The sequence below is a fragment of the Paenibacillus sp. FSL R10-2778 genome, assembly GCF_038593035.1.
In the GTDB taxonomy this organism is placed as follows: domain Bacteria; phylum Bacillota; class Bacilli; order Paenibacillales; family Paenibacillaceae; genus Paenibacillus_AQ; species Paenibacillus_AQ odorifer.
Genome location: NZ_CP151956.1, coordinates 6,097,398 through 6,119,792 on the forward strand (window position 1 = coordinate 6,097,398; position 22,395 = coordinate 6,119,792).

Here is a 22,395-nt window from a genome sequence, read left to right on the forward strand (position 1 = left end):
ATTAAACAGTCGCCAATGCTTTGTCGAACTGAGTTTTATTCATCCCCACGATTTTGTGCTCACCAATTACAGTTACAGGAACAGCTCTCATTCCCATATCCCAAACCTGCTGCGCGTAATCATCATTCTGCTCAATATTACGCTCTTCATAGGCTACGCCTTTTTCACTCAAAAAGCTCTTCACCTGACGGCAATGTGGACAATTTGTTGATGTATATACAATTACATTTTCCATCATTAGACCTCCTATGGAAGATTACAGTTATGTTACAGAATAACCGCGCTATGTTCCAGACTTTCAATGTATTTCTCAGCATCCATAGCTGCCATACATCCACTGCCTGCTGCTGTAATTGCTTGTCTATAACGGGTATCCTGCACATCACCACAAGCGAATACGCCTGGGATATTAGTTTCAGAAGTACCTGGGTTAGTCATGATATAACCTTCAGTATTAGTTGTGATTTGTCCACCCAAAAATGCAGTGTTAGGATGGTGGCCAATCGCCACAAACACTCCGCTTGCTTCAATGATTTCTTCTTGTCCGGTCTCATTGTTCAGCACTTTTAGTCCACTCACGCCTTTGTCTCCAGAAGTTACTTCCAGAGGAGTACGATTCAGGCTCCAAGCTACTTTAACATTATCGCGAACGCGATCCTGCATGATCTTGGAAGCACGTAGCTCTTCACGACGGTGTACCAGCGTTACTTTGGAGGCAAAACGAGTCAAGAAACCCGCTTCCTCAAGCGCAGAATCTCCACCGCCAACAACCACGATCTCTTTATTACGGAAGAAGAATCCATCACAGGTAGCACAGGTGCTCACACCGCGTCCCACATTATCCTGCTCGCCTGGGATACCGAGGTATTTTGCCGTAGCGCCAGTCGAAATGATCAGGGTATCCGTCGTAAGAACACCCAATCCTTCAACATTAAGCTTAAAAGGACGCTCTCCAAGTTCTACACTGTTCACCCAACCCGTACGGAATTCCGCACCAAAACGTTCAGCTTGTTTACGCATATTATCCATTAAGTCTGGACCCATAATTCCATCAGGAAATCCCGGGAAATTCTCCACTTCTGTAGTGGTGGTCAATTGTCCGCCAGGCTGAGGTCCTTCGATTACTAGTGGGTTCAAATTGGCACGAGCCAAGTAGATAGCAGCAGTCAACCCCGCCGGTCCGGTTCCAACAATTATTGATTTATACATATCTATATCCTCCTTGAGTTAGACGGCAGTGACGTCGCTTCTTATTTAAAATAATTATAATGTAGTCTTAATTATGCTAACTGAAAGCAAAAATGTCAATAAGCCAGACTCCCTCAGGGAAAAATCATTTGTGAACAATTTAATTTTTGACAATAAATAATATACAGTAACATCACTGAACTCTTACCGCAACAATCGCAGCCCATTAAGAATAACCAATATCGTACTGCCTTCATGACCGATCACGCCAAAAGGAAGGGCGATGCCCTGCACAAAGTTACTGATCATCAGAACCGCGATTACTGTTACAGCAAAAATCATATTTTGCTTCACAATACGCTGTGAGCGCCGTGCCAATGAAATGGTCGAGGCGATCTCTTCAATATTATCATTCATAAGCACTACATCGGCGATCTCAAGCGCTGCACCACTGCCTTTCATGCCCATTCCCATACCAACAGTCGCTGTAGCCAGAGCAGGCGCATCATTCACACCGTCACCCACCATCACAACATTACCGTGCTCTTCACGAAGCGCCTTAATATGCTTTACTTTATCCTCTGGTAAAAGGTCGGCAAATACTAAATCTACTCCGGTTGAAGCCGCAATAACTTTTGCTGTAGCTTCCCGGTCACCCGTAAGCATAGCCACTTTAATCCCCAGCTCCTGCAGCTTCCGCACTGCGGCTTCTGCTTGTGGGCGAACTGTATCCTGCAATGCAATCATACCTGCAATATGCTCACCGTCCAAAATAATGGAGACAGTCTTCCCCTCTTCCGCCAACTGCTGCCGTTTAGTTCTCCAGAATGCAAGCTCAGAGTTCATCGCAGATGAAGTCAGCTCATCCAGTAAATTGGACTTTCCAATTTTCCAGAGATGCCCGTCAACTTGACCTTCAATTCCCCAGCCAGTGATGGTTTTACTTTCCTGCACTCCCCGCAGCTCCAGATATTCTTCCTCAGCTTTACGCACAATGGCTTCCGCCAATGGATGGCGTGACATATGCTCAATGGATGCGCTAATCGCCAGTAATTCTTCCCGGTTGTAGCCTTCAGCTGCAATAAAGTCTGTCACCTGCGGAGTTCCCTCTGTAAGGGTCCCTGTCTTATCAAAAGCTACAACAGAGGTCCGAGCCATATTTTCGAGGTGGACCCCACCTTTAAATAAAATCCCTTTTCGCGCACTTTTGGAAATGGCCGACAGCATCGCAGGCATAATCGATGAGACCAACGCACAAGGCGAGGCTACTACAAGAAAAACCATCGCTTTATAAAAGGTTGCGCTCCAGCTCCAGTCCAGCAAAAAGGGTGGAAGGAAAATAAGAGCCACAGTCGAGGCGACAACTACCCGTGCATAGATGGCTTCCAGTCTTTTAATGAATCGCTGTGAATTTGGAACATCCGTCTCTGCTTCTTCTACCATCTTAATGATCTTGGAAAAAAGTGTGTTCTCTGCTGATTTCGTTACTTCAATATAAAGTGGACCTTCTCCATTGACCGTACCTGCGAATACTTCGCTGCCGGCACATTTTTCAACAGGCACTGACTCTCCTGTAATGGAAGCCTGATCTACTGCCGATTCTCCTCTGTACACCTTACCATCTGCAGGAATAAGATCCCCTGGACGTACAAGCAACAGATCTCCAATTACTAACTGATCGATAGCTACCTCGTTCATGCTTCCTTTCTCAATCCGCATGGCTGTGGCAGGTTTCAAGGCCATAAGTGAGGAAATATCCTTCTTACTCCGTTCCATCGTATAGCTCTCTAGTGCTCCACTAAGCGCAAAAATAAAGATGAGCATAGCACCTTCATTCCAGTACCCAATGGTAGCTGCGCCTAGTGCGGCCGCAATCATCAGCAGGTTCACATCGAGATCACGTTCTTTGACGAGCGTCTCAACGCCTTCTTTGGCTTTGTTCCAGCCACCAATGGTATACGAAATAACATAAAGTACTATAGAGAAAACTTCTGACCAGCTGCCCATAACCCAAGCAAAAAGCATAAGCACTCCGCTGCCAAGCGCAGCCTGCATCTCGGAGTTGCTGAGCATGGCTCTCAGATCGAACCGGCGTTTTGGAGCGCCTGGTTTCTTCATGCTGCCGGAGATTGAGGTTTGCTGGGGTAAATGTTTTGATGTTGCTTGCATAATAATCACCATCCTGAAAGTTTTGTGTAGGATTACTTCATTGACTTCTCTTTGCAACAAAACTTGCTTCGGGAGCATACGTTTTGTTTTGTCTAAATGATAATGAGAGCCATTCTTAAGACCCCTAAAATGACACATGCTGCCCCGGCTTAGCCGGGACAGCATGAATGATAACTATGAGTAGTGAGAATGATAATCATTGTTGCAACAGTACAACTATATTTCCTTAGTGCAACTTATATTTTAATAATACCACCTTGAATGAAAAAGTAAACCCTACCTTCTGGGCTATTCGTCATAAATTTAGAATAACTTTTTCCTATCTTAGCTGCGTATTTTATTTAAAAGCTCGGATAGGACTTGCTCTTCGACTGGCGTCGAATAAGCTCCACCTTCAAAAGACTTCATCGCTCCAATTCCAGCTTGGAACACAAACCGTATACGCCCTTTGCGAACCTTTTTATCCGTATACATCTTATCAATCAGCATTCTATTTGTAATGGTTGCTGGTATTTCAGTCGGAAGTCCCGCCTTCTTCAACAAAGCAATCACACGCTGAGTTTGGTCAGCCGTTACATACCCCAACTGCTCTGCCAGCTGCACCTGAACCGCGAGTCCAATCGCAATAGCCTCACCATGTAATAATTCATAACCACTTAAAGCCTCTAACGCCCGGCCAGCAGTATGCCCCAGATTTAGAATTTGGCGCAGGTTGCTCTCCAGTTCATCCTTTTCCACCACGCTATACTTGATCTCACAATTATGAAAAGCAATCCGTTCGCAAACCTCTCGATCTAATACAAGTTCGCCATCTGAGGAGACCACTCGCTCCATATTCTGTTCAAGAAACTCAAAAAAGTCAGCATCCGCGATGCAGGCATGTTTGATTGTTTCAGCCAAACCACTACGAAGCTCACGTACCGGAAGCGTTTTCCAAGTGGCTAGGTCGATGTAGACCTTTTTAGGCTGATGAAAAACACCAATTAGATTGGTTGCAACTGGTGTATTCACGCCCGTTTTACCACCAATTGAAGCATCCGCTGCTGCTAAAAGGGTAGTTGCATAGTTCAAACTTGGCACTCCCCGACCAAATGTTCCAGCCAAAAAACCTGCCAAATCCGTTACCGCTCCACCTCCGATGGCAAGGATACAGCAATCTCGTCCGTAAGAACGGCTTAATAGCCGGTCCTCCAGCTGTGCCTTCGTTTCTCGGGTTTTAGACTTCTCTCCAGCAGGGAAAGAAAATAACTCCGCTTGAAAATCATTCTGATGCAGTTGTTCCAGCAAGGCTTGTCCATACAGGGCTTCAACTTTTGAATCTGTAACAATCGCGAATTTGCTTACATTCTCGACAATTCCATGTTTCAAATCCTCGATCAGAGCGCCAAAAAGACCTTCCCCAATCTCAATATCGTAAGAATGATCTACGACCTTTTGCAGGCCAACTCTAAAATTTGTAGACATCTACAGCACCCCTATTCAGCAAGATGCTAATAAAATTCGAGCCTTCACTGTCATTATCCTGTTTATGTAAAATGTAAGAAGAAGCTGGAAACGTATGTGGATGTCCTAAAACTAATGTTACATGTATCTATTGGTGATAGTACAGAGGATCGGTACAGATTAGTTTGAGTGCGGGGGTTGAGTACGGAGTTGAGTGCGGAGGTTAAGTGCAAAGTATGAATACGACACGATTGATAAGCGTATGATGCAAGTTGCTCGCAAATGTAGCTACTATCGGACTCAGCTGACCCTAATCGCTGATTTTAAACACATTTGGTATTCTAACGGACCCCATTGCAGCTATTGACCTGAAAAGCACCAAATATGTACCTCTTCCTAACGAATAGCGTCTCTCGTGTCCGAAACCATGCTTAAAAAGCTAAAATCAGGCAAATAGCGTCATCTGGGTCCTTAAGCATCAGGGGGCGGAGGAGTGCAGAGGTTGAGTTCAGAGTTTGAATGCAAAGCATGAGTGCAAATTAGTTTAAGTGCGGTGGTTGGGCACAGGGTGGGAGTGCGGTGGTTGCATCCAAAAGCATGAGTGCAGGTTAGTTTAAGTACGTAGGTTGGGCACAGGGTAGGAGTACAGGAGGTTGAGTGTGGAGGTTGAGCGCAAAGTATGAGTACGACACGATTGATGGATGTATGATGCAAGTGCTCGCGTATGAAGCTACTATCGGACTCAGCTGACCCTAATCGCTGGTTTTAAACACATTCTGTATTCTAACGGACCCCATTGCAGCTATTGACCTGAAAAGCACCAAATATGTACCTCTTCCTAACGAATAGTGTCTCTGGTGTCCGAAACCATGCTTAAAAAGCTAAAATCAGGCAAATAGCGTCATCTGGGTCCTTAAGCATCGGGGGTTGAGGAGTGCGGAGGTTAGTGCAGACTTTAAATGCAAAGCATGAGTGCAAATTAGTTTAAGTGCGGTGGTTGGGCACAGGGTGGGAGTTCGGAGGTTGCATCCAAAGCATGAGTGCAGATTAGTTTAAGTACGTAGGTTGAGCACAGTATTGAGCACGGAGGTTGAGTATAGTGATTGAGTAAAGGGATATATGTACGCTGTTGAAGCAGGTAGCTAACGACCAAAAAAACAAAGCAACGATTCTCCGATAACCGGATAATCGCTGCTCTGAAGTCTTTTTTCGATTCTTATATGAGCTGCACCGTATCGTTCAGCAGAAAAAGCTTACTGCCTTCCCCCGGCGGCAGTATCCAGCGTTTCACGCTGCCTGGCGATCCAGATCAGGCAGGCCGCTCTCAGCAGCGCTTCGGTCCGCTGACCGGCGCTGCAAAAGATCCCGCTGAGCCCGATCTGATACAGATCGGCCAAAGCCGACGCCGCCGGTGTCCCCGCGGCGAGCACCACCGCCGCCGGCTTCACGCTCGTCACGGCGGCAAAGATCTTCCCCGCCGCCAGGGCGAATTTCTCCGCGGCGGTCTCTTCCGGCGCGTGCTCGCCCGCCGCGCCGTCCAGCACTAGGAAATCGGCGATACGCGCGATTTCCGCAGCGGCGGCAGGCTCCACATCGGGCGCAATCAGTGCCCCGATGCGGCATGCCGCCGCATAAGCGTGGCCGAGTGTCTGATCGGCCACCTCTTCGATGAATTCGCGCTTTGCGGCGAATTCGGCTGCGCTTGCGGTGTAGGAGACCAGCAGGTCAAGGCGGCAATCGCCGCCTTGCCGCTGGCTCTCCGCCACCGCAGCGAACAGCGCTTCGAGCTGCGCGTCCTGAAGCGCGGCAAGCTTAGCGGGCTGCGCCACCGCAAGCGACTCTGGATGCAGCAGGGTGACCGCTGCCCATTCACCATCTGGCGATTCAAGCAGCTCGGCAACAGCTGCGCGCAGACGATAAGAGATTCGCTGCAGAATACGCGCTGTTTGGAGTTCATCCTCGCTAGATAACCAGTTCTCATAAAGACAGAACAGCTCTGGTTCCAGCAGCCATTCCTCACTCCGTATCAAACACGGGCCCGCTTGAACAGTCCTTGTTCCTTCCCGTCCAGCAAGACGTTCTTCTCTTCCTTCACGCAGCACTAGGAATGTCGATGGTTCCCCCGGCCGCTTAAAATAAGACCGCTTCAAAGGCTCAATGACATCCCTCTGCTCTACTCCAGCGATAAATTCTGCGGCAGCGGAGGCTACGGATCCAGCTTGGCTCATTTCCATTCCCACAGTCCGATCACCAGCCTTATACATGAACTTGAACGGGCGCTCTTCACTACTCCGCAAACCATCCTGCTGACGTTCACCCTTCATCCTCGCACCCACCCTTTATCTTTGGATTGCTGCCGGTATGCCAAGCTATATAACATAAGCGACCGACATTTCATTTACCTACCTCACTTATAAATACGGGAGCCACACCTGAAATATGCAAGCGTTGCCAAATCTGATGAATATTCCAACTTTTTTAGGCAACAAAAAAAGCATTACCGCAGAGCAGTAATGCTTTTCGAAATATAAACTTCTATTGTTGACTGGCAGCAATTGCTTGCTCCAGATCATAGATAATATCATCAATGGACTCCGTCCCGATCGACAAACGCAGCAATTCCGGCGTTACTCCGGCTGTGATTTGCTCTTCATCCGACAGCTGTGCATGAGTTGTGCTCGCTGGGTGGATGATCAATGACTTGGAATCCCCAACATTCGCTAAATGAGAGAACAGCTTCACATTCTCAATCAGCTTACGTCCCGCAGCACTTCCACCTTTAATACCAAAAGTAAGGATCGCACCTTGGCCTTTAGGCAAATACTTTTGCGCTAATTCATGAGATGGATGCGTAGGAAGTCCCGAATAACTTACCCATTCCACATCTGAATGTGCCTCCAAATATTGCGCTACCTTCAGCGCATTCTGGCTATGACGTTCCATCCGCAAATGAAGAGTCTCCAGACCTTGCAGCAGCATCCAAGAGTTGAACGGTGAAATCGCCGCCCCTAAATCGCGAAGCAATTGAACGCGGGCTTTAATAATATAAGCAATCGGGCCCACCGCTTCCGTATAAACCACTCCATGATAGCTTGGATCTGGCTCCGTAAGACCTGGGAATTTACCGCTTGCCTTCCAATCAAATTTACCGCCGTCAACAATAATCCCGCCAATGGATGTACCATGTCCACCGATGAATTTGGTTGCCGAATGGACAACAATGTCCGCGCCATGCTCAATCGGACGCAATAAATATGGACTTGGGAACGTATTGTCTACGATGAGAGGAATCCCATGTTCATGGGCGATCGCTGCAACTGCCGCAATATCCAGAACATTTCCCTGTGGGTTGCCGATTGTTTCTGCATACAAGGCTTTGGTCTTATCTGTAATCGCAGCACGGAAGTTCTCAGGATTATCCGAATCTACGAAATGTACCTTAATACCAAGCTTAGGCAGTGTTGTCGAGAATAGATTATAAGTTCCGCCATATAGGCTTGCTGCAGATACAATTTCATCCCCAGCGCCCGCAATATTTAGAATGGAAAAGGAAATAGCCGCTGCCCCGGAAGCTGTAGCAAGCGCACCTGCCCCGCCCTCAAGTGCTGCCACACGCTGTTCAAATACATCCGTAGTTGGGTTCATCAGCCGAGTATAAATATTACCGAATTCTTTAAGCGCGAACAGATCCGCTGCATGATCAGCATCACGGAACCCGTAGGAAGTGGTCTGATAAAGCGGTACAGCACGTGAGAAAGTAGTTGGATCAATTTCCTGGCCTGCATGGACAGCCAAAGTTTCAAACGACAGCTTGCGATCTTCTGACATAGGTATTTCCTCCCCTATAATTAAGTATAGAAATGATTAACAATTTTGAATTGTACCCATTCTCTCACAAACCACGTCATTTGAAAAGAAAAAAATCTCATTATTCCGGTGTGAATTATTGTACTTTGGTCAAATGCTTCTGCTAGTGTCCTCTACCTACTGGATAACGCTTTCAATATAAATTATAAAAACCTCAAACTTATGTATAAAACACAATCGCTAATCAAGCTGATCGGTTAATAGCTTGAATCAGGACAGCGGCGAATGAGCTTGTCCTCCTCACTCGCCGCTTCCGATTCAGCCCTTCGGCTTAGTAATTGCTTTGGCTTGTTTCGCCTTTAGCAATCGCTACACCACCGCTAGTTCCAATACGGCTTGCACCTGCTTGTACCATTACATGTGCATCTTCTGCACTACGTACACCACCGGAAGCTTTTACACCGATATTAGGTCCAACTGTAGCACGCATAAGCGCGATATCTTCTTTCGTTGCCCCGCCTGTAGAGAATCCAGTGGATGTTTTTACGTAATCTGCTCCGGCCTCAACAGATAGCTTGCAGGCACGAACTTTTTCTTCTTCCGTTAACAGACAAGCCTCAATGATGACTTTTGTCAGGGCTTTGCCGCGCGCTGCATCTACAACAGCTGCAATATCACGTTTAACCAACTCATCGTTGCCATCTTTTAATGCTCCGATATTGATGACCATATCCACCTCGCCTGCACCTTTAGCGATAGCATCGGTAGTCTCGAATGCTTTGCTCTCTGTTGTCGATGATCCCAGCGGGAAGCCGATTACTGTACATACTTTAACCTCAGGCGTATCTTTCAGCACTTCATGGGCAGTAGCTACCCAAGCAGGGTTTACGCAAACAGAAGCAAACTTATAAGTTTTAGCTTCCTCCGCCAATTTAATAATGTCTTCTTTCCGTGCATCTGCTTTAAGCAGTGTATGATCAATGATCCCCGATAGTGTAATTTCGCTCATTTTTATTATTCCTCCATGATTTGGATAGTAGTTTTTTTCATCTCTGTAATCATACCAATAGAACTGTGCTTTGCAAAGCAAACAGGATGGGCATGCCTACCTCAAACCTTAATTTGTGCAGATTTTATGGATTTTAAGTAGTTTCTCATTCCCTAAATTATCTTTTTAAAAAAATAAAGGTTTAATCCCCTAAACTTTCCCAATTAAAAATACGATAATAGTCTTAGATAAATAGGTTTTTTTATCCTATTCATCAAAATTTTTCTTAGATAAAACTTAGGAGGAGATTAATCAAAAATGGGAAACTTCAATTTCGCCACAAATGCTGCCGATCAAAAACTGAATGTACAAGTGGAAGGAACTATGTCGCCAGAAGATGCAGGACGTTTCATTAATGAGTACAACCAAATCATAAGTGCATTCGACCCGAAACAATATGAGATCATCCTAGATTGCAAGACATTGAATGTATCCTCAAAGGACACACTTCCCATGCTTGAGCAATGCTACATACTGTACAAACAATCCGGATTTAAAAAAGTAACCTTTATTATTGCCAAAAGCCCTGTCCTAAAAATGCAGTTAAGCCGAGTGGCACGGGCAACGAAATTAGAAAATTACGAAATTATTGAAGCATAGGAGGCGCCACTTGGGACATATAGCGATTCGCCAAGCTGCTTATTACCACCCAGAGCATATCGTAGATAACGAATATTATCTGAAGCATTTTCAGAGTATGGGCAAGGACATCAAACGATTCCTAGAAGTCATGGGTCGCGACCGGAGATACATCGTAAAAGAACAGGGTGAAAATGCTCTGACGATGGGATTAAAGGCTGCCCAAAAAGTGCTTAGCGAAGCGAATTTGCAAGGTGAGGATATGGACATGATCATGTTCGCTTCACAGACGCCAGAGTACACCTATCCTACCAATGCACTTCTCCTACACCGTATGCTTCAAGGTAAACACCGGACCATTACGCAGGATTCCAATGCTAACTGCGCAGGAATGGTCTCCGCCGTGGAGCAGACAAGTCGTTATATGCAAGCCAATCCCAGCATCAGGTACGCACTCGTTGTAGGAAGCGACTACAGCTCAGTAAACTGCAATACAGATGATGAAATTACTTACCCTAACTTTGGGGACGCCGCAGCAGCAGTGATTCTAGAGCGCAGCAGTGAGCATGCAGGCTTCATAGATTCCCTTTATTACACCGATTCTGAAGGCTCCGAAAATATTATGTTCCCGGCCTGCGGCCTGTCGAATATTTATCAAGAGGGTATGACCCCAGAGCAGATTCGGATACGGTGGACCCCTTTTGACGGTACAGTGTGTGTGGATGCGGCTATAGCGGATATGAAGGAGCTTCTCTCACGCAACGGTCTGACTACGGATGATATCTCTGCATTCTGCCTTTCACAATTCTCACTGAAAAATATCGAGCTCATCCAAATCGGACTTGGGCTAACCGCAGAAAAGTTCATTTATGTAGGCGACGAGTTCGGCTACACAGCCACAAGCAGTCCTTTTATCGCCTTTCAACGCGGAGTCGAGGACGGACGAATTAAACGTGGCGATTATGTCTTCTTTTGGTCAGTTGGCGCTGGCTGGCAAATTCCTACGATGCTTTATCAATATTAATAGCATAAAAAGCCCTACTTCTATAGAAGTAGGGCTTTCCTATCAGAGGATCAGTTGTTGATACACTATGGGCTGTCCTTATTGCCAAACCCGAAATTATATAAGGTAAAATAGGGAGAATTATTGCGTACGAGCCACTATCGGACACAGCTGACCTTATAGGCAGCCTAATTGCACATTTGGGAAACTATCGGACCCCATAGCCGCTATTGGCATAAAAAACACCAAATCCGAACCTCTACCTAATGGATAGCGCCACTGGAGTCCGAAGCCATGCTCCTAAGCCTTAAAACTTACAAATAACATCTTCTGAGTCCGTAAGCGTAAAGGGATAATAAATACTCTGTTGAAGCAGACAGCTACGATCTCAATCACAGAACAGCAAATTGTGAAATAAATCTGAAACCCAATAATGAATTATTTAGTCAGAGATTGAACATCCACAAAAGGTGTGGCTCCCCCTGTTACAGATGGCAACACGCCGTTCCATTTTTCCAGCGCTTTCTCCTGAACCTCAATTTGCTTCAGCTGCACCAGCTCAGGTGTAACCTCTTGCTTCTTAAGTCTTAAAGATTCAGCCTCTGCTTGCGCCTGGGCGATTTTTTGCTTCGCTTCAATTTCAATCCGCCGGAGATCATTTTCGGCCTTCAATGCCTGCTGCTGGGCGACCTGCTTTGCTTCAATCGACTGGTTAAATGCCTCCGAGAATTTAAAGTTAACGATGTTAATATCGTTGACGATCAGGTCATATTTTGCCAGCCTAGCGGTTAAGTGCTCACTAATCTCACTCGACACTACATCACGACGCGTAATCAAATCTTCTGCTGGATATTTGGCTGTCACTTCTTTAACGATTTCTTGAATGGCCGGATTGATAATTACACTATCAAAATTACCTCCGATATTGTTCATCAGATTAAAGGCGGAAGCCTTATTTACGGAATAGTTCACCGCCACATGTGTGGACACGGGCTGAAGATCTTTTGAAGAGGCTGAAGTATCGGTCTCCGCCTTCGTTACCTGTGTATTGACCTGAATCACCGTCTGAATAAATGGAATTTTAAAATGAATGCCGGGTGACAATGTATTGTCATTTAATTTACCAAAGGTTTTGTATAAACCTACATGCCCATATTCCACAGATACAAAAGAGTTCGCGCCGATCAACAATACAATAAGCACCGCTGCAATACCGGTGACTATTTTTCCCGGACGCAGCTGTTTCAATTTCGGATTCATTTGCATATTCATCCAATACCCCTCCTAGATTATGGATAATCATTCAAGCTTAACCGTCTATACGGAGGTTTAGGGTAAATGGTCGCAGGAAATATTTCAACAGCAGTGGTCATGGCGTTACCGCTCTGGAATCAGTCCTTCTACGGTCAACCGGAATTTCTTGCTCTGCTTGTCCCCGCTATTAGAAGCTTCATATATTCCTTCATCCGTTAGCACCACGGAGTCCGCCTTTAAAGCATCATTAACAAAAGTTATCTCAGCGTGATCAACATTCCAGCGGTAAATATAGGCACTCATCGGATTTCCATGTGCGGCTACACCCTCAAAAGATCCATCCTGATCAACATCCAGCTCTTTGGAATGTCCGGTATCAATTTGCAGCAAACCCGAGGGGTTACCGCTCTCATCGATTAAATAATAGTTACTGAGCGAGTTATTTGCTCCTAATCCTCCGGTGATTTTCAACACCTTTTCGCTAAATAGCCGCACTACTTCTACCTTGATATCCTCCGGTTGACGATAATTATAAGTTCCTATCGCCCCTAGACTGTATTGTCCTTTGGAAGTAGAAGTTCTGGCATACACATAGTCTTCGTCACTAGCCATCGTATACACACTCACTTTGACTCCTCCAAAATCCTCCAGCTTCTTCTCTGTAATCAAAGTAGCGCCTGTGGGTGGAGCACTTAGTTGAGAGACTATGGGCATTGTATCCACCAGGTTCCACTCCAGCTTAATGAGGTTAGCAGCGGTGTTTGTTGGCTTCGGTCTTGAGGTGTGGTAGTCGTTAGCCGATTGAGCGGGGGATGGGTCCACCTGATGTTGGCAACCTGCCAGTAGATTCATTAGAAGCAAGGCTGTCAGCGTAACGGATTTATGTAAAGGAAACATCCTTGATCACTTCCTAACCTCTTTTTAAAAATAAATCTTTCATTAATCATAGATGAAGTTAGGCATTCAAATGTTACTTTTAGGAGGCGGGAGGGTTAATTTATTGTCTTTTGAGGGTATGCGCCGATCAAAAAGCTAAATTGGCATACAAAAAACCCGCATCAAATGCGGGTTAAGGTTAGCTATCCAGAATCAAGAGCCTAGCAGTTCACGCGCCAGTAGCCGGTAAACCTCTAGCCGTTTCTCCTGCGAATGTGGGATGCTGCATATCATTGCTTCTTGGAATCCATATTGTGCTTGTTCTTCTTGCAAACGTACGGCGATGTCTTTAACCGCACCAACTAAATGAATCTTGCGCCCTTCCTTGATTGACATCCGGTCAATTTCCGATAGCGAAATGTTCTGAGCTTCTTCTGGTGTCAGCACCTGAGTAATCCGGCCCTTACTCATCATCAACCGAAAAATATCCTGCGGTAATGCTTCATACTCAGCTTCTTCCTTCGTTTCTGCTGTGGTCACCATATAGGATACACTGATCTCTGGTTTGTCCATAAAGATAGAAGGCTGGTAGTTATTCCGGTAATGGTCCAAGATCTCATTATTCATCGCACCATTAAAAAATTGTGCGAAGGAGTATCCGACTCCCATTTGTGCAGCTTTTCGCGCACTATTGCCGCTCGAGCCTAACAACCATACTTCAGGGAGCGCCACCTTCGTTGGAGCAGCGAGATTTTTGGCATATAGCTCATCTTCCGGAATCTGATCACTAAGCAGCTGCATGGTAATGCCAAGCTTGTCATACATATTATGCAGCATTAACTCACGGCCTTCAGATAAAGCGTACATGGCGCTTGTATCGCCACCAGGAGCTCGTCCCACACCAAAATCAATTCTCCCCGGGGAAAAAGCACTTAACGTTTTAAATACTTCAGCCAGCTTAAGCGGAGAATAATGCATCATCATTACACCGCCGGTGCCGATTCGAATACGGTTGGTCTTGGCGGCTAAACGGGCAGCCGTTACTTCCGGAGCTGAGCTAGCAAATGTATTTCCGCCATGGTGCTCTGCCATCCACATTCTGCTATATCCCAGCTCATCTGCTAAAATAGCGAGTTCTTCTGCTTTATTCAGGGCACCTTCCGCAGTGTTGCCGCTTGTCACGGGTGCCTGATCCAATACGCTTAATCTCATGCGAATACATCCCTTCTTTGGTTAGATGACCATTTTATTACTGACCCATTCCTCTAAGACTGCAATCTTATCTTTAAAGCGTTCACCATGCATTTCCTCCGACAACGAAGCAATAGTCTCCCGCTTTAATACGGCTTTCCAAGAGGATTCAGCTTCTTCCATCAGATTCGATAACAGGCAGCAGCTGTCTTCTTTTTCTAAATCCAACATATCTACCAGAATACCATTCGATGAATACAGCGACTGCTGGCCTTCCACCGCGAGGTAAACGTCATATACACGAATATCTTCAGGGCTTTTCTTTAATTTAAAACCGCCTTTAATGCCGGGAACAGACGTGATGATGTCTGCGGTTACCAGCTTTCTTAACAGTTTCTGAAAATAGGTCGCCGATGCTCCGAGCTGCTGGCTAATCGCTTCCCCAGACAACACCGCCTTATCCGGCAGCATGTTGAGTAGAACCAGTGCATATACCGACTGCTCTACCCCTGTTTTCATATGCATGTACAGCACCTCGATTTACGTAAATAGCTTGATTCAAACTGTAGATAATACCATCCGCGTATAAAGCGGATAAACATTATCCACTTTATATTTTATATTATTTTAAACCCAAAGTAAAACCTTGCTGGCCTTTCTTTCAGTTAATATCTGCTATAAAAAAAAGATCGCGCATATAGCGCAATCTTTTTTCATATGGATAATCCCACCCGCTGAACCAGCTGTGAGCTCTGGTCATTAAGTCCGGTAATGGTGACTTTTTTGCCATGCTCGGCGTATTTGCTCATCGTCTTCGCTATGGCATGGACAGCGGATTGGTCCCACACATGGGAGTGTGAAAAATCGATAATAATATGATCCGGATCGCTATCGTAGGCGAATTCATGAATGAAGTGGCTTGTCGTGCCGAAGAACAACTGGCCGGATACCGCATATGTTTTGGAAGAGGTTGCTTCCTGAACAGTTAGGCGGATCGAAGCTATTTTCCAAGCAAACGTTAAAGCACTTAGCAGAACTCCAAACAAAACCCCAATAGAAAGGTTGTCCGTAACCACCACAGTGACCACCGTCACAATCATAACCAGCGCATCGCTTAGCGGAACACGGGTTAAAGTTTTGAGTGAGCCCCATTCAAAGGTGCTGATACAGACCATTATCATTACGCCGACGAGCGCACCCATCGGGATCTGCTTCACCACATCGCCAAGTACGATAATTAAGAATAATAAAAAGATCCCTGATACAAACGTGGACAGACGCGTGCGTCCTCCTGACTTCATGTTAACCATCGATTGGCCAATCATCGCACAGCCTGCCATCCCTCCGAAAAAACCAGTGACTACATTCGCAAGCCCCTGTCCCTTCGCCTCTCTGTTCTTATCACTACCTGTGCCCGTAATATCATCTATTAAGGTGGCAGTCATCAGGGATTCCAATAGCCCAACTACGGCCAGCGAAAGTGAATATGGCAAAATAATAAGCAGCGTATCCAGCGTGAACGGGATTTGCGGGAGATGGAATAGTGGCAAAGTTGCTGTAATATTCCCCATATCGCCTACGGTTCTTACGTCCAGATGAAGAGCGATACTAAGAACAGAAACAATAACAATCGCTACAAGTGCTGAAGGTACGGCTTTGGTAAACCGAGGAACCGTGTAGATAATAAGCAAGGTCAGAGCTACCAGTCCGTACATCACCCAGCCTTGTCCTTTAAAATGGGTAAGCTGTGCCATAAAAATCAGTATCGCCAGCGCGTTGACAAAACCCGTCATGACCGGCTGTGGCAAAAACGTGATAAACCGCCCCAGCTTTAGCATCCCCATCAATATCTGAAACACGCCAGCCAATACAGTTGCCGCGAACAGATACTCTATTCCGTGTTCCAGTACGAGACTTCCGACTAACAGAGCCATAGCTCCCGTAGCCGCCGAGATCATTCCGGGTCTGCCTCCGGCAAGTGCCGTTACAATCGCAATGCAAAAAGAGGCATATAAACCAACCATCGGACTTACTCCCGCCAGGATCGAAAAAGCGATCGCTTCAGGAATCAGCGCAACGGCTACGGTCATCCCCGATAAAATATCGGTTCGAGTGTTAGAAAACCACCCATTATTTAAGGTAAGCTGCTTCAAAATCTATTTTCCTCCTGTGACTATTAAAATGTGTGGATCTTTTGTCAGAAAAGACCCGGGGCCGGTGCAACGCTAATGTTGCTTATTGTACTCGACCCACCTTCACCTTCACAAAAAGATTAGTTAGACTTGTAAGCGCTTATACACCTCATTTTCTAGCGAATCCTTAAAATATCAAGCAAATTCTATATTTCTAGATTACCGGTACAATCCGGAAGCCTTCACTTCATTAAAGAAGGTGTTGAATTCATCAATGTTCAGCTGCTGAGCGGCATCAGACAATGCCGTTGCAGGATCAGGATGCACTTCCACCATAATGCCGTCAGCTCCAGCTGCGAGTGCGGCTTTCGCACATGGAATAAGGATGTCTTTGCGGCCTGTCGAGTGAGTTACATCAACCAATACTGGCAAATGACATTCCTGTTTGAGAATTGGCACTGCTGAGATATCAAGCGTGTTGCGGGTCGCTTTTTCATAGGTACGAATTCCACGTTCAATCAGCATGATCTGTGTGTTTCCACGAGACATGATGTATTCCGCTGCATGGATGAATTCATCGAGTGTGGCAGCCAATCCACGTTTCAGCAGTACCGGCTTGTCGACTTCTCCGACCGCTTTTAGCAGCTCGAAATTATGCATATTACGTGCACCGATCTGGATGATATCCACATAATCAAGTGACTCTTCAATATGTCTTGGATCTACAATTTCGCTGATGGTCAGCAGTCCATATTCATTTGCTGCTTCTCGTAATATTCTCAAACCGTCCATTCCCAGTCCTTGGAAATCATAAGGTGAAGTCCGAGGCTTGAAGGCACCGCCACGCATTACACGTACTCCGGCTTTTTGCAGGGCGGCAGCTACGGTACGAGTCTGCAGTTCACTTTCCACGGAGCAAGGACCGGCTACCATCAGTGAAGAAGGACCGCCAACCGTTACATCTCCCGGCAGAACAATCACTGTATCCTCTTTGTGGCTCTTGCGGGCTACCAGTAAAGTTTTTTTATGATCATCTGTTTGTAAGTCCAGAGAAGCTGAGAAAATTTGTTTGAAGAGGCTACGGATCGTCCCGTTAGTGAAAGGGCCTTTGTTGCTCGCTACGAGCTTATCCAGCATCTGTTTTTCCCGTTCTGGATCAAATTTAGGGACACCTTGTTTTTCTTTAACTCCTCCAATCTCCTGAACAATCTTAGCCCGCTCGGAGATCAGCTCCAGCAATTGCCCATTAATTTCATCCAGACGACCTCTAAGAACATCCAATTCCACGTTACTCATTACCCTTCCACTCCCTCTTTTTGTTATAATTTGGAACGCAAAAAGGCCCCCCGTCGCAAGGGACGAGGAGCCGTGGTACCACCCTTATTTAGAATTAACCCGAATACTAGCACAAAGGAATAGAATCTCATATTCCCCTGACTAAGAATTAATTCTGTCTTTCACCCGGTAACGCGGGGCGCGGGCCTCCCTACTCATACCTGCCACAACCTGTGACAAACTACTTCAGGGGCCGACTCGGAAGTGAACTTCGGCATTAATCGTCTCATGAGGGTGCTCTCAGTCTCCGGCACGCCTTCCCTGTTAAGATCCGCTATAATGCTTACTCTCTTCGTCATAGTCCTTATCTATGTCAGCGCGGCTTTTGCGCTGGTTTCTGCTATCTTAATCAAAAAACGTCCCCGATGCAAGATAATAATGGAACGCAGAGTAGCTTTAACGCAATAAATTTTTTTGACTGATCCATACCCATTATCTATCCTATTCCAACCTGGCAATTACGGTTCCAATTCCTTCAAGCTGTATTGTTTGACAGCGATAATTGAATTGTTTACAATTTAATTATTATAAATATTTCCTGTTCTTTTTCAAAAAGCATAGATAACTGAAGGGATGTAGCAGCCATGAGCATTTATCAATATTCAGCACGCAGTATTCGGGGAAAAGATATCGAGCTAGAGCAATACAAAGGTAAAGTGCTACTGATAGTGAATACAGCAAGTAAGTGCGGATTTACCCACCAATATTCAGATCTGCAAAAGCTTTATGAGCGGTACGAGGAACGCGGCCTCCAAATTCTCGGCTTTCCTTCCAATCAATTTGGAGAGCAAGAACCCGGCAGCAATGAAGAGGTTAATGTATTTTGCCAAATCAATTACGGGGTAACCTTCCCACTCTTTGAAAAGGTTGACGTAAAAGGCGAAGCTAAACACCCTCTTTTCACCTACCTGACAGAACAGGCTGGATTTGAAGGGTTCGATATCAACCATTCTTCAGGAAAGCTGTTGCAAAGCATGCTTGAAGACAAAGATCCAGAGGCTCTGAACAATGACGAAATCAAGTGGAACTTCACTAAATTCCTGATTGATCGCGAAGGCAATGTGGTCACTAGATTCGAATCTACGGTGGACCCGCTGGATATTGAACCAGCTATCGAAGCCCTGCTATAAGTTTCTAATATATGAAAAATCCGCCCAGCTTTCGGGCGGATTTTTTGGGTTTAAGCATCTGCTTAATCATGTACGGTACTGCTCGGTAAATACTTCAAAATAAGGAGTCGTGTCCCTCTCCGCCATCGAACCATTCGCACCAGGTCCCCAGCCGATTTCAGCACGCCAGCTTCCCAACACACCTGACTGAATCAGCGCCTCCTCATTTACACCGATCAGCTGATCCGCCTGTGGTGCCACGTATAAAGCATCTACAGGACAATAAGCTTCACACATGAAACAGGTCTGGCAATCTTCCTGACGGGCAATGACCGGAATCTTCCCCTGCATTTCGAATACGTTCGTCGGACATACTTTCGTACACAGCTTACAACCAACACAACGCTCCAAGCTGATTAATTCGATCATATCGCTTGCCCCTCCTTCAGCGCATTCAGTTCATGAGCATGGGGCACAGCCTCTGTACTGACGCTTATATGTTGAATACCGGATAAGATCAGCCGGTGAGTCTGGCGCGGATCAAGCTCCGGATATTCCGCTAGTTTTTGCAGTCCGCGGGTCTCTTTCCGGGCGAGTGCCGCGGTGTACATCCACCTGCCGACCGCGAGCATAGCCGCGGCTTCACGTGATTGCACGATGCCCTGAACGCTGGCAGGAGCCTGCCCGTTCAAATAGGGCATCAAGGCATTCAGCCGCTTCAAGGCTGAAGAAATGCCCGGCTCGCTGCGGAAATAATTGATCTGCAGCGGCAAGATTTCACGCTGGATTGCCGCGATTAGCGGCTTCACCTCCAGCGTTTCCGAGGCATCGGCGCCAGCCGCCAGCCCGTAGCGTCCCGCTGCGGTCAGCTTGCGGCTGTTCGCCTGTCCTCGGCAGGACAGCGCATGCTGCGCGGCTCCCTGTCCAGCCCAGCTTCCGCTGCACATGGCCCAGGAAGCGTTATAAGCCCCGCCGCCGGAGATGGCGCCGGTCACTTTCTCGCGAGATGCGGCATCTCCGGCCGCATAGAGTCCGGGCACGGTCGTCTGGCAATCCGTACCGCTCAAGCGCAGACCCCCAGTCCCGCGCATCGTGCCCTCATAGCGCAGGGTGAGCGGGAATTTCTGCTTAAACGCATCAATTCCCGCCCGCTCCAGCGGCATAAAGAAAATCGGATGCGCTTTGCGCAGGAAATCCTGTTTCTCCGCGGTGTCTGCCAGATCCAGCGAAGCGTAAACCGGACCCTTCAGCATCAGCTCAGGAATGCTGCCAAAGGTCCGATCCCCTCTATGCAACGGATGACCGTCCGCGTCATAGAGAGTGGCCCAAGCCAGCATGCGTCCACGTGTTACGGTTCCGTCCGCAAAGCTTGGCGCATATTGGCGGCTGAATTCCATACCCGAAAGATCAGCTCCCACCTCTGCGGACATCAACAATCCTTCCCCTGTCAGCACATTGCAACCAAGACCTTTACTGAGAAAAGCACAGCCGCCGGTAGCCATCACAACGGCATTTGCCTTCACTTCCCAGGACTCTCCTGTCAGGCGGTTGATCCCACGCGCTCCACCAACACCGTGTTCATCGTGAAGAAGTTCCAGCGCTGGTGACTGATCAAGAATTGTGACCCCTGCTTTGCGCACAACTTTTCGCATAATCCGCATATATTCTGGTCCATGGAGATGGGTACGCAGTGAGTTTCCTTCTTCATCCTTCGGAAACGGATACCCCCACTGCTCCACTTGAGCCAGGTTCTGCTCTACCTGATCCAGCACCCGGTGAATCCAAGCATTCTCCGATAAATATCCGCCGGCCTTAAGTCTGGCCTGCACTGCCTGCTCCCGCAGCTCGGCAATGGGAGGAATAACGAGCAACGTTGTTCCTCCCGGTGCAGTTGCGCCACTAGTGCCCAAGTAGCCCTTATCCGCCAGGACTACCTTTGCACCTTGCGAGGCTGCACTCCATGCCGACCACGCCCCAGCAGGACCTCCGCCAAGCACGAGGACATCCACTGTCATTTCCTTCTTAAGCTGCGACATATTTTTTCCTCCTACACCATTAGCTGAGTTAGTTGAACTTAAAAATCACTAAAGGGAGGAGTGGCGGAGAGGCGGCCGAAAGTCCAAACATTCACCGCAGTCACTCAATTACCTTTACAGAAGAATCTTAAGTTCAATTAAAGCAACCTTTAAGCAACTTATTTCAGCTGCCAATCGCTAATATTGAAGTCTTTTTTCGCTAACTTCTCTTCGACGAGGAAGTTTTTGGTACCGTCCAGCAGCTTTGTTCCTTCATCAGTGAACGCAGTATCCTTGATATCACTAATCGGATTCACTTGCTTCGCCAGCTCAGGCGTTGTATCTCCGATTTCAGCCAGAAATTGATAATACTCATCTTCATGCTGCTTCAAGTCTGCCAAGGCCTTCTCTCTAGCTTCGTTCCATACCTTCGGAAAATCAGGGAATTTCGCCAGATAATCCTCAGACACAACTGTTGCGCTAGAACCAAGCAGGTTCGGGTGCTTCGAGGCATCATCCAAGTGAGTGTAGCCTTGGTCAATCAGCTTCAGCGCAGGAACACCTAGATTTGTTGTAGCATCTACATCTCCACGGGCTAAAGCTGCAGTAGCATCAGGAATGAGCATATGCACGAGTTTGTAGTCGGTCACGCCTTCTTCCTGTAGTAATCCAACTACATATCGGTGCATGAAGGAGCCTTTTTGAATCGCGATAGTTTTACCTTGCAGATCTTTCACCGTCTTGGGCCCATCCTTCTTGCCGATCAAATAACCAATCGTGTTCGCGGAAGATTGTGAAATCAGACGGGTCTTGGCCCCAGAAGCGTAGGCAATAATAGCAGGTGTATCTCCAAGACTGCCGATATCCAGCCGACCACTAATCAAGGATTCTGTCTGATCCGGACCGTTTGGAAAGCCAGTAAGCTTCACTTCAGTAATGCCGTATTTCTTCAACTCTTCTTGAATAATCCCTTTATAAAAGCCCCAACCCTCTGCACCGCCGGGCACATTCAATTTGTTGGAACCGATAAACCCAAAGTTCAATACCGCTGGAACATTGCTCGTGCTCGTGGCCCCTTCTCCCGCCTTCTCCGTATTTGATCCCCCGGAGGCAGATGCTCCATTGCCGCCCGTATTATTTCCGCAAGCCTGAAGCACCAGCATGGCCATCATAATTGTAGTTAAAAGTGCAAACCGAATCTTCCTAGAACGTTTCCCTTGAATCTCTCTGTACGCTTGTTTCATTG

Annotated in this window: 19 protein-coding genes; 3 read left to right on the plus strand and 16 right to left on the minus strand. The window is 46.8% G+C overall.

Features of this window, described 5'->3' with window-relative positions; all coding sequences use genetic code 11:
- Position 1: 1 nt before the first annotated feature.
- The 7 genes from NST40_RS27305 to deoC form a co-directional block, all read right to left on the minus strand.
- Positions 2 to 235, minus strand: coding sequence for a glutaredoxin family protein (locus NST40_RS27305; RefSeq protein WP_076128716.1), 234 nt, complete (start codon positions 233 to 235; stop codon positions 2 to 4).
- 32 nt (positions 236 to 267) lie between these two features.
- Positions 268 to 1,209: a thioredoxin-disulfide reductase gene (gene trxB / locus NST40_RS27310; protein WP_076128718.1), complete on the minus strand. Its 942-nt coding sequence runs from the start codon at positions 1,207 to 1,209 to the stop codon at positions 268 to 270.
- A 183-nt stretch (positions 1,210 to 1,392) separates the two neighbouring features.
- Complete coding sequence (locus NST40_RS27315; protein WP_342410172.1) at positions 1,393 to 3,357, minus strand: heavy metal translocating P-type ATPase; 1,965 nt, start codon at positions 3,355 to 3,357, stop codon at positions 1,393 to 1,395.
- A 324-nt stretch (positions 3,358 to 3,681) separates the two neighbouring features.
- A complete protein-coding gene (gene aroB, locus NST40_RS27320; RefSeq protein WP_076185442.1) occupies positions 3,682 to 4,821 on the minus strand; it encodes a 3-dehydroquinate synthase in 1,140 nt (379 codons plus the stop codon).
- 1,232 nt (positions 4,822 to 6,053) lie between these two features.
- The gene (locus tag NST40_RS27325) at positions 6,054 to 7,124 is read right to left on the minus strand and encodes a hypothetical protein (protein WP_342410173.1); all 1,071 of its coding nucleotides are present in this window, start codon (positions 7,122 to 7,124) and stop codon (positions 6,054 to 6,056) included.
- A gap of 211 nt (positions 7,125 to 7,335) precedes the next feature.
- On the minus strand, positions 7,336 to 8,628 hold the full coding sequence (locus tag NST40_RS27330; RefSeq protein ID WP_036680260.1) for a homocysteine synthase: 1,293 nt from the start codon (positions 8,626 to 8,628) through the stop codon (positions 7,336 to 7,338).
- A 310-nt stretch (positions 8,629 to 8,938) separates the two neighbouring features.
- Positions 8,939 to 9,616, minus strand: a complete 678-nt coding sequence (gene deoC / locus NST40_RS27335; protein ID WP_036680262.1) for a deoxyribose-phosphate aldolase — start codon at positions 9,614 to 9,616, stop codon at positions 8,939 to 8,941.
- Positions 9,617 to 9,913: 297 nt separating this feature from the next.
- Between deoC and NST40_RS27340 the strand changes: the two genes are divergently transcribed.
- Both NST40_RS27340 and NST40_RS27345 read left to right on the plus strand, forming a co-directional pair.
- Positions 9,914 to 10,255, plus strand: a complete 342-nt coding sequence (locus NST40_RS27340) for a hypothetical protein (RefSeq protein ID WP_076099934.1) — start codon at positions 9,914 to 9,916, stop codon at positions 10,253 to 10,255.
- A gap of 10 nt (positions 10,256 to 10,265) precedes the next feature.
- Positions 10,266 to 11,258 (plus strand): ketoacyl-ACP synthase III, encoded by a 993-nt coding sequence (locus NST40_RS27345; RefSeq protein WP_076277142.1) that lies wholly within the window; start codon positions 10,266 to 10,268, stop codon positions 11,256 to 11,258.
- Between the two features lie 417 nt (positions 11,259 to 11,675).
- Here the strand turns inward: NST40_RS27345 and NST40_RS27350 are convergent, their stop codons facing one another.
- From NST40_RS27350 to NST40_RS27375, 6 genes are all read right to left on the minus strand, one after another.
- On the minus strand, positions 11,676 to 12,509 hold the full coding sequence (locus tag NST40_RS27350; protein WP_076128733.1) for a prohibitin family protein: 834 nt from the start codon (positions 12,507 to 12,509) through the stop codon (positions 11,676 to 11,678).
- A 105-nt stretch (positions 12,510 to 12,614) separates the two neighbouring features.
- On the minus strand, positions 12,615 to 13,388 hold the full coding sequence (locus NST40_RS27355; RefSeq protein WP_076304779.1) for a hypothetical protein: 774 nt from the start codon (positions 13,386 to 13,388) through the stop codon (positions 12,615 to 12,617).
- A gap of 192 nt (positions 13,389 to 13,580) precedes the next feature.
- Entirely contained in the window at positions 13,581 to 14,579 is a 999-nt protein-coding gene (locus NST40_RS27360) for an LLM class flavin-dependent oxidoreductase (RefSeq protein WP_248549622.1), read from the minus strand.
- A gap of 21 nt (positions 14,580 to 14,600) precedes the next feature.
- Entirely contained in the window at positions 14,601 to 15,083 is a 483-nt protein-coding gene (locus NST40_RS27365; RefSeq protein ID WP_076185449.1) for an Rrf2 family transcriptional regulator, read from the minus strand.
- 188 nt (positions 15,084 to 15,271) lie between these two features.
- Positions 15,272 to 16,648: a SulP family inorganic anion transporter gene (locus NST40_RS27370; protein WP_254847764.1), complete on the minus strand. Its 1,377-nt coding sequence runs from the start codon at positions 16,646 to 16,648 to the stop codon at positions 15,272 to 15,274.
- Positions 16,649 to 16,909: 261 nt separating this feature from the next.
- Positions 16,910 to 17,986 (minus strand): bifunctional 3-deoxy-7-phosphoheptulonate synthase/chorismate mutase, encoded by a 1,077-nt coding sequence (locus NST40_RS27375; protein WP_076193656.1) that lies wholly within the window; start codon positions 17,984 to 17,986, stop codon positions 16,910 to 16,912.
- Positions 17,987 to 18,609: 623 nt separating this feature from the next.
- Here NST40_RS27375 and NST40_RS27380 point away from each other — a divergent pair.
- The gene (locus NST40_RS27380) at positions 18,610 to 19,155 is read left to right on the plus strand and encodes a glutathione peroxidase (protein ID WP_038573366.1); all 546 of its coding nucleotides are present in this window, start codon (positions 18,610 to 18,612) and stop codon (positions 19,153 to 19,155) included.
- A 66-nt stretch (positions 19,156 to 19,221) separates the two neighbouring features.
- Here NST40_RS27380 and NST40_RS27385 read toward each other — a convergent pair whose 3' ends face one another.
- The 3 genes from NST40_RS27385 to NST40_RS27395 form a co-directional block, all read right to left on the minus strand.
- Positions 19,222 to 19,563: a 4Fe-4S binding protein gene (locus NST40_RS27385; protein WP_076099941.1), complete on the minus strand. Its 342-nt coding sequence runs from the start codon at positions 19,561 to 19,563 to the stop codon at positions 19,222 to 19,224.
- Positions 19,560 to 21,170, minus strand: coding sequence for an FAD-binding protein (locus tag NST40_RS27390; RefSeq protein WP_076099943.1), 1,611 nt, complete (start codon positions 21,168 to 21,170; stop codon positions 19,560 to 19,562). Before NST40_RS27390 ends, NST40_RS27385 begins: the two co-directional genes overlap by 4 nt.
- A 158-nt stretch (positions 21,171 to 21,328) precedes the next feature.
- Positions 21,329 to 22,393 (minus strand): ABC transporter substrate-binding protein, encoded by a 1,065-nt coding sequence (locus tag NST40_RS27395; RefSeq protein ID WP_076282670.1) that lies wholly within the window; start codon positions 22,391 to 22,393, stop codon positions 21,329 to 21,331.
- Between the last annotated feature and the right edge of the window lie 2 nt (positions 22,394 to 22,395).